This window comes from Yoonia sp. SWMV100 (genome assembly GCF_056108365.1).
On the sequence record NZ_JBWBAQ010000002.1, the window covers coordinates 575,560 to 588,643 of the forward strand.

The 13,084-nt window shown below is 57.2% G+C and carries 13 protein-coding genes; 7 read left to right on the top strand and 6 right to left on the bottom strand.

The annotated features are described in order from the left end of the window. Positions 1 to 25 precede the first annotated feature (25 nt). On the bottom strand, positions 26 to 1,534 hold the full coding sequence (betC, locus tag ACXJGX_RS02960) for a choline-sulfatase (RefSeq protein ID WP_474778643.1): 1,509 nt from the start codon (positions 1,532 to 1,534) through the stop codon (positions 26 to 28). Further along, the gene (gene betI / locus ACXJGX_RS02965; RefSeq protein WP_474778644.1) at positions 1,531 to 2,112 is read right to left on the bottom strand and encodes a choline-binding transcriptional repressor BetI; all 582 of its coding nucleotides are present in this window, start codon (positions 2,110 to 2,112) and stop codon (positions 1,531 to 1,533) included. Before betI ends, betC begins: the two co-directional genes overlap by 4 nt. 94 nt (positions 2,113 to 2,206) lie before the next feature. On the opposite strand from betI, the gene choX reads away from it, so the two are divergent. The 3 genes from choX to choV are packed head-to-tail and all read left to right on the top strand — an operon-like array spanning position 2,207 to position 5,031. Next, positions 2,207 to 3,130 (top strand): choline ABC transporter substrate-binding protein, encoded by a 924-nt coding sequence (choX, locus tag ACXJGX_RS02970; protein WP_474778645.1) that lies wholly within the window; start codon positions 2,207 to 2,209, stop codon positions 3,128 to 3,130. A gap of 57 nt (positions 3,131 to 3,187) precedes the next feature. Continuing rightward, positions 3,188 to 4,018, top strand: a complete 831-nt coding sequence (gene choW / locus ACXJGX_RS02975; protein ID WP_474778646.1) for a choline ABC transporter permease subunit — start codon at positions 3,188 to 3,190, stop codon at positions 4,016 to 4,018. Beyond that, the gene (gene choV, locus ACXJGX_RS02980; RefSeq protein WP_474778647.1) at positions 4,015 to 5,031 is read left to right on the top strand and encodes a choline ABC transporter ATP-binding protein; all 1,017 of its coding nucleotides are present in this window, start codon (positions 4,015 to 4,017) and stop codon (positions 5,029 to 5,031) included. The genes choW and choV overlap by 4 nt, the downstream gene beginning before the upstream one ends. 15 nt (positions 5,032 to 5,046) lie before the next feature. Here the strand turns inward: choV and ACXJGX_RS02985 are convergent, their stop codons facing one another. Beyond that, the gene (locus ACXJGX_RS02985; RefSeq protein ID WP_474778648.1) at positions 5,047 to 5,949 is read right to left on the bottom strand and encodes a DMT family transporter; all 903 of its coding nucleotides are present in this window, start codon (positions 5,947 to 5,949) and stop codon (positions 5,047 to 5,049) included. Between the two features lie 106 nt (positions 5,950 to 6,055). On the opposite strand from ACXJGX_RS02985, the gene ACXJGX_RS02990 reads away from it, so the two are divergent. From ACXJGX_RS02990 to ACXJGX_RS03000, 3 genes are read left to right on the top strand one after another with little or no spacing between them, the layout of a single operon-like run. Then, positions 6,056 to 6,871, top strand: coding sequence for a TIGR00282 family metallophosphoesterase (locus ACXJGX_RS02990; RefSeq protein WP_474778649.1), 816 nt, complete (start codon positions 6,056 to 6,058; stop codon positions 6,869 to 6,871). A gap of 20 nt (positions 6,872 to 6,891) precedes the next feature. After that, complete coding sequence (locus ACXJGX_RS02995; protein WP_474778650.1) at positions 6,892 to 8,673, top strand: SLC13 family permease; 1,782 nt, start codon at positions 6,892 to 6,894, stop codon at positions 8,671 to 8,673. A 56-nt stretch (positions 8,674 to 8,729) separates the two neighbouring features. Further along, positions 8,730 to 9,479, top strand: a complete 750-nt coding sequence (locus tag ACXJGX_RS03000; RefSeq protein WP_474778651.1) for a YebC/PmpR family DNA-binding transcriptional regulator — start codon at positions 8,730 to 8,732, stop codon at positions 9,477 to 9,479. A gap of 104 nt (positions 9,480 to 9,583) precedes the next feature. Here ACXJGX_RS03000 and ACXJGX_RS03005 read toward each other — a convergent pair whose 3' ends face one another. Continuing rightward, positions 9,584 to 10,138 carry a 5-formyltetrahydrofolate cyclo-ligase gene (locus tag ACXJGX_RS03005; RefSeq protein WP_474778652.1) on the bottom strand — a complete coding sequence of 185 codons (555 nt, stop codon included), beginning with the start codon at positions 10,136 to 10,138 and terminating at the stop codon, positions 9,584 to 9,586. Then, entirely contained in the window at positions 10,126 to 11,514 is a 1,389-nt protein-coding gene (gene mgtE, locus ACXJGX_RS03010; RefSeq protein WP_474778653.1) for a magnesium transporter, read from the bottom strand. Before mgtE ends, ACXJGX_RS03005 begins: the two co-directional genes overlap by 13 nt. A 101-nt stretch (positions 11,515 to 11,615) precedes the next feature. Between mgtE and guaD the strand changes: the two genes are divergently transcribed. Further along, the gene (gene guaD, locus ACXJGX_RS03015; protein WP_474778654.1) at positions 11,616 to 12,908 is read left to right on the top strand and encodes a guanine deaminase; all 1,293 of its coding nucleotides are present in this window, start codon (positions 11,616 to 11,618) and stop codon (positions 12,906 to 12,908) included. Here guaD and ACXJGX_RS03020 read toward each other — a convergent pair. Next, positions 12,905 to 13,081 carry a hypothetical protein gene (locus tag ACXJGX_RS03020; RefSeq protein ID WP_474778655.1) on the bottom strand — a complete coding sequence of 59 codons (177 nt, stop codon included), beginning with the start codon at positions 13,079 to 13,081 and terminating at the stop codon, positions 12,905 to 12,907. The genes guaD and ACXJGX_RS03020 overlap by 4 nt on opposite strands. Positions 13,082 to 13,084: the final 3 nt, after the last annotated feature.

The following is a 13,084-nucleotide window of genomic DNA, read 5'->3' on the forward strand; positions in this document are numbered from 1 at the left end:
GGAGTATTTCAGACAAAGCGAGGGATTATTCACCACGCGGGAAGCGTTGGCTTTCCTCGAGGATATTGAGGTCCATGTGGTTGCGCATATAGCGCTCGGACGCTTTTTGCAGCGGCTGGTAGTCCCATGGATAGTAGTTGCCGTTGCGCAGCGCCTCGTAGACGACCCAGCGACAGGCTTGTGAATGGCGCACATCGGCATCAAACTTGGCCAAATCCCAACGCGCCTCTGATTTGGCTTTGAGGTGGGCGCGCGTGGCTTGATGGGCGGCGACTTCGGCCAGATTTGTAAGCTCTTGCGGGTCGGTTTCCAGGTCGAATAACTGATCCGGGTCAAGCGCGCAGCGGGTGTATTTCCATTTTCCGTCGCGCAGACACACCAGCGGTGCATTGCTGCCTTCGGCAGCGTATTCCATTGCGACCGGCGTCGTGCGTTCCCCGCCCTGCCCCAATTGGACAAGGCTTTCGCCCATCGTCCATGGCATAACTTCGGACATGTCGACACCCGCCAAATCGCACAGGGTTGGTGTCACGTCGATGGTGCTGACCGGCGTATCGATCAGGCCCGGTGTCATATCGGGGCTTGCGACCATCAATGGCACGCGTGCCGACCCGTCAAAGAATGACATTTTGAACCACATGCCCCGGTCACCCAACATATCGCCATGGTCGGACACAAACAGGATTGTGGCCTCTTGGCGCGCATCGGTCAGGGTTTGCAGAATTTCCCCGATTTTATCGTCGAGGTAGCTGATATTGGCAAAATACGCCTGACGCGCCCGGCGGATTTGGTCGGGCGTGATATCAAACTTGGCGGCATCCATTGAATCGTAAAGCCGTTTCGAGTGCGGATCGAGATCGTCGTAGGGAATTTCCGGCACATCGGGATCCAGATGCGCACAGTCGTTATACATGTCCCAATATTTTTTCCGCGCGACATACGGGTCGTGTGGATGTGTAAAGCTGACAGTCAGGCACCAAGGCCGCGGGTCGTGGCCACGCGACAGGTCATAGATTTTACGGATCGCATTATAGGCGACCTCGTCATCATATTCCATCTGGTTGGTAATCTCGGCGACACCTGCACCCGTTACACTGCCCATGTTGTGATACCACCAATCGATCCGTTCGCCCGGCTTGCGGTAATCGGGGGTCCAGCCAAAATCGGCGGGATAGATATCAGTGGTCAGGCGTTCTTCGAACCCGTGCAACTGATCGGGGCCAACAAAATGCATCTTGCCTGACAAACAGGTCTGGTATCCCGCGCGGCGCAAGTGGTGGGCATAGGTTGGAATACTGGACGTGAATTCGGCGGCATTGTCATACACGCCATTCCGGCTGGGCAGCTGCCCAGACATAAACGCCGCACGCGCCGGCGCGCAGAGTGGCGATGCCGTATAGCTGTTCGCAAACCGCGTTGAACGTGCCGCGAGCGCCTTGAGGTTGGGGGCATGGAGCCAATCGGCTGGACCGTCCGGGAACAAGGTTCCATTAAGCTGATCGACCATAATGATCAAAAAATTAGGTTGGGTCATGTCAAGCCCTTCAGTTCGGCATCAAGCTGGATCAGCACGTGATTTGCAGCCTCCATGCCTGTGTCATTCTGGCGGGCAAGGCCGCGGCGCAGGTACAAGCCATCGATCAGCCCCGCGATTCGTTCTGCTGCGGGATCTGCCCGGTCGCCAATCAGCGGGCGCAGATTATAGACGAGATTGCTATGCAGGCGACGCTGATAGATTGTCAGCAGGCGCTGTGCCTCGGCGCTGGATTGGGCGAGCACATAAAAATTGAGCCATGCCGCGATCACCTCGCGCCGGAAGTTTGTGGTGGTGAAACCCGCGCGGATAATCGCTTGCAACCGGGACGTTGGATCGGTCGCCATCGTCAGGGCGCCGCGAACCTCTGCACCGTAAACGGTCATCGTATGGCGCATGGCAGCTAGAAAAATCTGGTCTTTGCCACCAAAGTAGTGATGCGCAAGCGCAGACGACATGCCAGCGCGCTTGGCGATCTTGCTGACCGTCACGTCCAGCGTCCCAGTGGCGCCAATTTCGTCAATAGTCGCTTTCACAAGCGCGGCACGACGGATAGGTTCCATCCCAAGCTTTGGCATCAATTTCTCACTGTGAGGTTGCCAAAGCAGACTAGATCGTTCTTTATTGACTCGTCAATCAAGAAAAAAGAACCAAAACTGGGAGCTACCAAAAATGAAACTTAAATCGACCCTGTCTGTTCTGGCAATCTGTGCAGCGATGCCTGCCCTTGCTGATTGTGATAGTGTGCGTTTTTCCGATGTGGGCTGGACCGACATCACCGCGACCACTGCGGCGACCTCGATCGTGCTAGAGGCGTTGGGCTATGAGACATCAACTGACATCCTGTCAGTGCCGGTGACCTATGCATCAATGGCTGAAGGTGACATCGACGTTTTCTTGGGCAACTGGATGCCGACAATGGAAGGTGACATCGCCAGCTACCGCGAAGCCGGTACTGTCGACACAGTGCGCACCAACCTTGAAGGCGCAAAATACACGCTGGCCACAAATGCCGCTGGCGTGGCTGCGGGCATCACCGACTTTGCATCCATCGCTTCTGCCAAGGACGCGCTTGAAGGCAACATCTATGGCATCGAAGCCGGGAACGACGGCAACCGTCTGATCATGGATATGATCGAGGCGGATGCGTTTGGATTGACCGGTTTCGAAGTTGTTGAAAGCTCTGAGCAGGGCATGCTGGCACAGGTCGAACGCGCAGATGATCGTGGCGAGCCGATTGTATTTTTGGGTTGGGAACCTCACCCAATGAATGCCAATTACGACATGACTTACCTGCCCGGTGGTGATGATTACTTTGGCCCCGATCTGGGTGGCGCCATCGTCGCGACCAACACCCGCGCGGGGTACGTCACGGAATGCCCGAATACTGGCAAGCTTTTGGAAAACCTTGCGTTTTCTTTGGAAATGGAAAACGAAATCATGGGTGCAATCCTGAATGATAACGTCGATCCAGAAGATGCAGCCAAAGCGTGGCTGGTAGCAAATACCGACGCCTGGACACCGTGGCTTGATGGTGTGACCACCAAAGACGGCGGCGACGCTGTCGCGGCAGTCACGGCAGCCTTGGCTGAATAATACCAGAAAAGGGGGCCACCTGCTGGCCCCCTTTTTTGCACGCGGGAAGGGACACACATGAACTGGCTAACCGAGCACAAAATCCCCGTCGGGGATTGGGCGGAAATCGGCGTTGATTGGCTTAAAACGAACGGGCGTTCATTCTTTGACACGCTCAGTGATGGGCTGGATTGGATGATCGATGGTATTGTCTGGTGCTTGCAAACACCCCCAGAATTTGTCGTGATCGCATTGTTTATCGGCCTGACGTGGGCATTGCAAAGGTCATGGAAGGTTTGCCTGCTGGTGCTGCTGTGCCTTCTGTTTGTTGTGAACCAGGGATACTGGGAAGAAACCACCGACAGCCTTGCGCTGGTGTTGTCATCATGCGTGGTGTGCATGGGTTTGGGTGTGCCTTTGGGTATCTTTTTTGCGCATCGCCCGCGCACCTATCAATCGTTCAGCCCGGTGCTGGACCTGATGCAAACCCTGCCCGCCTTCGTCTACTTGATCCCCGCGATCGTTTTCTTTGGCTTGGGCATGGTTCCGGGCTTGTTCGCGACTGTCATTTTTGTGCTGCCCGCGCCGATCCGGCTGACGTATCTGGGGGTCTCGAATACCCCGACCCCGTTGCTGGAGGCCGCCGAATCGTTTGGCGCCACGCCCGCGCAACGGCTTTGGAAAGTTGAACTGCCCTATGCCTTTCCCCAAATTATGGCGGGGTTGAACCAAGTGATCATGCTGTCGCTGTCGATGGTTGTGATCTCGGCCTATGTCGGGGCGAACGGGCTGGGAAAACCTGTGGTGCAGGCGCTGGGACGCAATGATCCCGGCCTTGGCTTTGAATCTGGTTTTGTGATTGTGGCCGTTGCGATCATGCTGGACCGTATGCTGAGGGTGAACAAATGAGCGCTGTAGAGTTTGATAACGTCTCCATTGTCTTCGGCAGCAAGCCAGCCAGTGCGTTAAAAATGATGGACGCCGGGAAAGAGCGCGCAGAAATACGCGCCGCAACCGATCAAATTTTGGGTGTCCACAACTGTTCCTTAACCGTGGAAGAGGGCGAAATTCTTGTCCTGATGGGGCTGTCCGGGTCAGGCAAATCCACCTTGCTGCGTGCGGTGAACGGGCTGAATCCGGTGGTCCGCGGGGACGTGCGCATCAAAACGGCCGCAGGCATGACATCGGTGACAAACGCCGACAAAAAGACGTTACGCGATCTGCGGCTGCATGACGTTGCCATGGTTTTCCAACAGTTTGGGTTGCTTCCATGGCGAACCGTGCGTGACAACGTCGGGCTGGGGCTGGAACTGGCAGGCATGGATAAAACGGCGCGCAAAGCGCGTGTCGCGGAAGAACTTGCGCTTGTCGGGCTTGCAGACCGGGCCGATGCTTTGGTTGGTGAACTGTCCGGCGGCATGCAGCAGCGCGTGGGGCTTGCCCGCGCCTTTACCACAGATGCGCCGATCCTTCTGATGGACGAGCCGTTTTCCGCGCTTGACCCGTTGATCCGCACCAAATTACAGGACGAGCTGCTTGACCTCCAGGCCAAGCGCAACCGGACCATCATTTTCGTCAGTCATGATCTAGACGAAGCCTTTAAGATCGGGAACCGGATCGCGATTATGGAAGGCGGGCGTATTGTCCAATGCGGGACGCCGCGCGATATTTTCACCAATCCCGTCAACGCCTATGTCGCGGAATTCGTCGCCCACATGAACCCGCTTGGGGTACTGACCGCACGGGATGTGATGATTGCGGGCGACTGTGACGGCCCGTCGATAGATGTCGAAACCCCCGTCAACGACATCATCGCGCAAATCGAAACCACCGCGATGCAGGTCACGGAAAACGGCGAACACATCGGCAAAATCACCCAAAGTTCGCTTCTGGCGCGGCTTGTACCACCGCCGTCGGTGTAACACGCCGCGTGCGGATCACACCTTTGTTTCCGAGACCAACGGCGTAATCTGGCGGCGCGCGATTGCTTCCCGCCATGTGATAAAGCTGACCGATGCCATGATCACCGCGCCGCCAAAGACGACCCAACCATCAACCGCTTCGCCGAACACAACTGCGCCCAACAACACCGCCCACACCAATTGCAAAAACGTCACGGGTTGCGTGACGGTGAGCGGCGCCGCCGCAAAGGCCAGCGTCATGGCATAGTGTCCCGCCGTTGCAAAACACGCGACAAGAAACAGCCAACCAATCTGTGCAAGCGTGGGTGTGACCCACACAGCCATAGCCGCAGGGGCCAGCCCGATCGTCACGGTCACCGACAGCATCCCAACGACGACGGCCGCTGACACCTCGCCGGACAGCTGTTTGGCAACCAGATACCCAATGGCAAAACAGACGGCTGTTCCCAGCATCGCGATATGTCCCGGCTCAATTTCCTTGACGCCCGGGCGCAAGATAATCAGTGCCCCGACCAACGCCATCCCAACCGCGGCCAGACGCCGTGGCGGCAGGCGTTCACCTAAAAACAGCGCCGCACCAATCGACACATAAACGGGCGAAAGATAGTTCATCGCGGTGACTTCGGCGATCGGAATGCGCGCCATCGCAAAGAACCACAAAATTACCGCCACGGTGTGGACCACCCCGCGCAGCGCAAAAAGTTTGATCTGGCGGCGTGTCAAATGCGCATTCAGGATCGGTTTGATCATCGGTATCAGAAAGACCACGCCCAAAAGATACCGCAGGAACGCCGCCTGCGCCGCCGGCACCGCATCCCCGACGTGTTTTACAATAGCCGTGACCGCCACGAACATCACACCCGTGACGATCATCCAGCCAATACCCGCAACAGGGCGCGAAGGTTTCTGTGTCTTCATAGGCAATGGGTCGCACCATGCCTTCGGATTGGCAAGTCAGCCTGACGTCACCAGACAGAAAAAATTCATCTGGCAGAAGTCGCCCGAGCAGCTTAACACCGGGTGCATGAAAATATTGTTTCTTGGCGACGTCATGGGCCGCGCTGGCCGCACCGCAATCAGCACACATCTTCCGCGACTGCGGAAAGAGTGGAAACTTGATTTTGTTGTGGTGAACGGCGAAAACGCCACCTCTGGCATGGGCCTTTCGGGTGACCATGCAAAACTGATCTTGGACGCGGGCGCGGATGTTGTGACGCTGGGTGATCACGCGTTCGACCAAAAAGACATGCTGAGTTTCATCACAACTGAGCCGCGCATCATTCGCCCGCTGAACTTTTCCAAAACGGCACCGGGTGTCGGCGCACGGATTTTCAACGCACCGGGTGGACGCAAGGTTCTTGTCGCGCAAGCCTTGGGTCAGGTGTTTATGAAACGCCCCTTTGACGATCCGTTTTCAGCGTTGGACGCCGTTTTGCGCCAGTTTCCAATGGGTGGCCAAGTACAGGCAAGCCTGATCGACATCCACTGCGAGGCCACGTCCGAAAAGATGGCAACCGGGCATTTTTGCGATGGGCGCGCCAGTATCGTGGTCGGCACCCATACCCATGTGCCAACTGCCGACGCGATGATTTTGCCAGGCGGCACCGCCTATCTGTCGGACGCAGGCATGTGCGGCGACTATAATTCCGTCATTGGGATGGACAAAGCCGAACCCATGCGCCGCTTTGTGACGGGAATGCCCAAAGCCCGCTTTACACCTGCCGCCGACGAGGCGACGCTGTCAGGGCTATATGTCGAAACCGATGATCGTTCAGGCAAGGCCACACGCATCGAGATGGTGCGCCAAGGCGGCCGTCTTTCGCCGGCTGGACCTGCATAACTTTACCTTAGGGCACCAAAATGACCTCATTTTTGCATCTGTCCCAAACCCAAGAAGCCATCACCGCCCTCCTGGTGTTGGCCGTGATGTTCATATTGTTTCTGCGCGAAACCTATCCGACCGAGGTCGTCGCGATGGGTGGGGCCGCGTTTTTGCTGTTTACCGGTATCCTTAAATACGATGATGCTGTGTCGGTGTTGTCGAATGCCGCACCGTGGACGATTGCAATGATGTTTATCGTGATGGGGGCGTTGGTGCGGACTGGCGCGCTCAATTACGTGACTGTTTTGGCGGAACGCGCCGCACGGCGGAACGCAAAGCAAGCCATCGGCGGCTCCATGACCTTTGTGATCGCGGCCTCTGCTTTTGTGAACAACACCCCGGTTGTGGTTGTGATGTTGCCGGTGTTTGTGCAGATGGCGCGCACGCTGAAAATCGCGGCCTCTAAATTACTGATCCCTTTGTCGTATGCATCGATCGTTGGCGGCACGCTTACATTGATCGGGACCTCAACCAACCTTGTGGTCGATGGTGTGGCGCGCCAATCTGGCCTTGAGCCATTTACGATTTTTGAGGTGACCCCGATCGGGATCATCATCGCGCTCTGGTCGATGCTATATCTGTTCTTGTTTGGAAACAGGCTGCTGCCCGACCGTGACAGTCTGGCGATGCTGCTGTCCGACCGCAGTAAAATGAAGTTTTTCACCGAGGCGGTGATCCCTCCCGATAGCAACCTCATCGGGCGGGATGTCTTGTCTGTTCAGCTTTTTAAACGTGATGGCGTGCGCCTGATCGACGTGATCCGGGGCGATCAATCGCTGCGCCGCAACCTTGATGGCGTGCAACTGCAAATGGGTGACCGCGTTGTCTTGCGGTCGGCTATCACCGAACTGTTGTCGCTTCAAACGACCAAAGACTTGCGCCGCGTTGATCAGGTTTCGGCCGTAGAAACCAACACCGTAGAGGTGCTGATTTCTCCTGACTGCAAGATGCTGGGACGCACATTGGGGTCATTGCGTTTGCGCCGCCGTTATGGCGTCTACACGCTGGCGGCGCATCGGCGCGACCGCAACATCGGTCGCCAGCTGGACGATCTGGTGGTCAAGGTCGGCGACACGCTTTTGCTGGAGGGGGCACCAGAAGACATACAGCGTCTGGCCGTCGATATGAATATGACGGATGTGTCCAAACCGACTGCGCGCGCCTATCGCCGCAGTCATGCGCCTATTGCGATCGGTGCGATGATGGCCGTCGTCGTTCTTGCGGCCTTTAACGTCGCACCCATTTTGGCGCTTGCGTTTATGGCTGTCGCGGTTGTTTTGCTGACGGGATGCATCGATGCCGAAGAGGCGATGGAAGCCATCGACGGGTCTCTGCTCGCGCTTATCTTTGCGATGCTGGCCGTCGGGGCGGCGCTTGAGTCATCGGGTGCAGTCGAAATTATTGCAGGCACGCTGTCGCCCTATATGCAGCTGTTGCCGCCATCGCTCGTGATCTTTGTGGTTTACACGCTCTCTATGGTGTTGACAGAATTGGTATCCAACAACGCGGTCGGCGTGGTCATGACACCGATTGCCATTGGTCTTGCCGCTGCATTGGGGGTCGATCCGCGCCCGTTGGTCATTGCGGTCATGATGGCGGCCTCGGCTAGTTTTTCGACGCCAATCGGCTATCAGACCAACACATTGGTCTACGGGCCGGGGGGGTACAAATTCACCGACTTCTTGCGTGTCGGGGTGCCGCTGAACCTGTCACTTGCCGTGGTTTGCTCTATTGCGATCCCGCTCATTTGGCCGCTTTGACACGGCCCCCACAATTGGCGTAAGAGACGCCAAACGATCATGCATAGGATTCCGACATGGCTGGCCACTCAAAATGGGCGAATATTCAGCACCGCAAAGGACGGCAGGATAAACTGCGCTCTAAACTTTTCTCGAAGCTTGCCAAGGAAATCACCGTGGCCGCCAAAATGGGCGACCCGGATCCCGATAAAAACCCACGCCTGCGGATGGCAGTGAAAGAAGCAAAATCAAGCTCTGTACCAAAGGACGTCATTGATCGCGCGATCAAGAAATCCCAAGGTGGTGATGCAGAGAATTACGACGAAATTCGTTACGAAGGCTACGGTCCGGGCGGCGTTGCAGTGATTGTCGAGGCGATGACCGACAACCGTAACCGCACCGCATCGACCGTGCGTTCAACCTTTACCAAAAATGGCGGAAACTTGGGCGAAACCGGATCAGTCGGGTTCATGTTCGACCGCAAAGGCGAAATCGTCTATCCCGCTTCTGCGGGCGACGCTGACACCGTGATGATGGCCGCGATCGAAGCCGGCGCAGAAGATGTGCAAAGCGACGATGAAAACCACGTCATCTATTGTGCCGACACCGACCTGAACGAGGTCGCGACAGCGCTCGAGGCAGATCTGGGCGAATCCGCATCGACCAAATTGATTTGGCAGCCCAACATCACCACCGAAGTCGACGCCGAGGGCCTGACCAAGTTGATGAAGCTGTTGGACACGCTGGAAGAAGACGATGATGTGCAGCGCGTCACTGCCAATTTCGAAGCCTCGGACGACGTCATGGCGGCGTTTGCAGACAGCTAACACGCCAGTTCGTTCTTATTGTACGAACCACGCCGCGCAAAACGTCACGGATTTTTTCCGAAATCCGTGACCTTACGCCGGGACAATGGGGCGCGGACCATCTGCTAGGTCGGCGTGATCACACCCCGATCGGTCACAATTAAATCAAGCGGTTGGTCGGTGGGTTCAAGCGGCAGCGCAACATCTTCTTGCGCGGCGAAGGCAAAACCGATCGCCAATGTCGGTTGTGCCGCCCGCAATTCTTCCAGCGTCCGGTCATAAAAGCCGCCGCCATAGCCAAGCCGCCCACCCTGCCGGTCAAACGCGACAAGCGGCACAATCACGATTTCAGGCACCATCCATTCGCCTGCTTCGGGGACCAGTGCGCCAAATGCCCCGGGCACCATGGCGCAGCCCGGTTCCCAAATGCGAAACCGCAACGGCGCGCCTTCGCCACTGATGACGGGCACACCGACTGGCCCATAGGCGCTGGCCTCTTCCATCGCTGGCAGCGGGTCGATTTCGGTGCGTATCGGCATGTAGCCTGCCAGTGGCACACCACGATATCCGGCCAGTACTTCGCTCAGGTATCCTGCTGCTGGCCCACCCAATGCGTGTGCGGCCTTGCGACGGGCAAAAGCGGCCTGCCGGGCGACCGTTTTATGATCTAAATCAGCCACAGCGCCGCCAGCCCAAGGAATGCGAAAAAGCCGACAACGTCGGTAACAGTGGTCACAAACGCACCTGACGCCAGCGCGGGGTCGATCCCGAACCGCTCAAGCGTGACGGGCACCACAGTGCCTGCAAGCCCCGCAACCACAAGGTTGATCACCATCGCCAACCCAATCACCGCGCCCAGCATCGGGGACCCGAACCAAAGCACCCCGACAGCGCCCATGACCACTGCAAAGATCAGACCGTTGATCAACCCTACCAAAACCTCTCGGCGGATAACCCGCCACACGTTGGCGGCGGTCAAATCGCGCGTTGCAATGGCCCGCACTGCCACCGTCAGCGACTGGGTGCCGGCATTCCCGCCCATTGACGCGACAATCGGCATCAGCACGGCCAGCGCCACAAGGCTCGAGATCGTGCCTTCGAAAAGCGAAATTACCATGGATGCGAAAATTGCGGTCACGAGGTTCACCGCCAACCACGGGAACCGCTGTTTTGTGGTCTCGATCACACGGTCAGACAGCGACCCTTCGCCAACACCGGCCAGACGCAGGATGTCTTCCTCTGCCTCTTCCTCCAAAAACGCCATCGCGTCGTCGATTGTAATGACACCAACGATACGGTCATCGTCGTCAACAACCGGGGCCGTAATCATGTGATAGTGATTGATCGCTTGCGCGACTTCTTCAACGTCTTGCGTCACGTGGAAGGTGCGGAACGTGTCCTCTTGCAGGTCGCGCAATGGAATCGCGCGCGGATGGCTAAGAATGCGTCCCAATGTGACATAACCCACAGCCTTAAGACGTGGATCGACCAAAATAACGTGGTAGAATTGATCGGGCAACACAACATCCGACCGCATGTAATCGATCGCATCGCCGACCGTCCAGTGTTCTGGTGCGCGGACCAGTTCGGACTGCATATGGCGGCCTGCGGATTCCTCTGGGTAGGATAGCGCCTGTTCGACAACCACCCGGTCACCGGCGTCCAATGCGTCCAGCACGGCCTCTTGTTGGTCTTCGTCCAGATATTCGACCAGATCGACTACATCGTCGCTTTCCAGGTCGCGCACGGCGTCCGCCAGTTCGGCGGGCGCAAGTTGGCTGATAATTTCTTCGCGCAGGCTTTCGTCAAGTTCCGATAGGATGTCCCCATCCATCCCGCCTTTCCAAACCTCAAGCAGGCCGCGCCGGTCCCGGCTATCGATCTGTTCAATCAGGTGGGCGATATCGGCGGGGTGCAACGGGTCAAGCAGGGCGTCAATGGCATCGGCATCTTTCGCCTCGATGGCGGCCAGCACATCAGCAACCACACGGTCGGTGATCCCGAACGCCTCGTCTTCGTCATCGACTTCTTCGATGATGTCGTCCAGATCTGCCATCGTCTACCCCCGGTTATTCCCCGCAACATACTGGAACAATCCCCGCTGACAACGATCATTCCGAGATTTACGCGCCCGTTGCGTCGTCATAAGATAGGGATATGACAAAACAATTACTTCTTGGGCAGACGCTCGGCTTTGATGGTAATCCTCTCATCACTGACTGGGCGGACACGGTGCGGTTTGACAGCAACGGCGCGGTGCTGATTGACGGGGACCGCATCGTCGCGGTCGGGAACAAGGACAGCCTGCGGACAGCACATCCGGACGCCGCCGTCACCGATTACGGTGATGCGGTCATCAGTTCCGGCTTTGTTGATGCGCATATGCATTACCCCCAAACCGGTATGATCGCGAGCTGGGGCAAGCAACTGATTGATTGGCTGAATACATATACGTTTCCAGAAGAAGCCCGTTTTTGCGACCCCGATTACGCTGCTGATGTTGCCGGGCGCACGCTGGATTTGGCGCGCGATCACGGGACAACAACGCTGACCAGCTTTTGCACCGTTCATCCACAAAGCGTGGATGCGTTTTTTGAAGCGGCCAGCCAGCGTAACATGGCCGTGGTGGCCGGCAAAACCTGCATGGACCGCAACGCGCCAGACAACTTGCGCGATACCGCGCAAACGGCTTATGACGAGAGCAAGGCCCTGCTGGAAAAATGGCACGGTGCCGGTCGTGCGACATATGCGATCACCCCGCGGTTTTCACCAACCTCGACCCCTGACCAACTGGCTGCATTGGGTGCGCTATGGGCCGAAAACCCAGATTGCCTGATGCAAACCCACCTGAGCGAACAGTTGCCCGAAATATCATGGGTGCGTGATCTGTTTCCCGATACGCGCGACTATTTGGATACCTACGAAAAATACGGATTGCTGGGCACCAAGGGGTTGTATGGGCATGCGATCCACCTCGCGCCGCGCGAGATTGACCGCCTGAATGACGTCGGTGCGGCCGTGGTACATTGTCCGACATCCAATACTTTTATCGGGTCTGGATTGTTTGATCTGATGGGATTGGCCAAGACCGGGCTGTCAATTGGGCTTGCCACCGATACCGGCGGCGGATCATCATTTTCCATGTTGCGCACAATGGCAGCGGCCTATGAGATTGCACAACTGCGCGGCACGGCGCTGCACCCAGCGCAGCTTTTGTGGCTTGCCACTGAAGGATCCGCGCGCACCTTGCATATGCAAGGCCAAATAGGTCACCTTGGTGCGGGCGCTATGGCCGATATTACGGTGATTGATCTGGCATCGACGCCTGCAATCGCACAACGCGCGGCCCGGGCAACCGATATTTGGGACGCGCTTTTTCCAACGATCATGATGGGCGACGACCGCGCGGTGAAAGATGTCTGGGTCGCAGGGCAACGCTATCGCACCTAGCAACCGCGCGCAAAGACCGCCACCTCGTTGGCGGTCCGAAACGCCGTCAGGTGGTCTTCGAACTGCCCAGCAAAAGGATCAGGCACATGGGGTGTCGCATAACGTGCAATGGGGGTTTTGCCGCATCCAGCGGCGCTCGCAATCGCACACACCAAGACCAAATGTCGGACCATCTG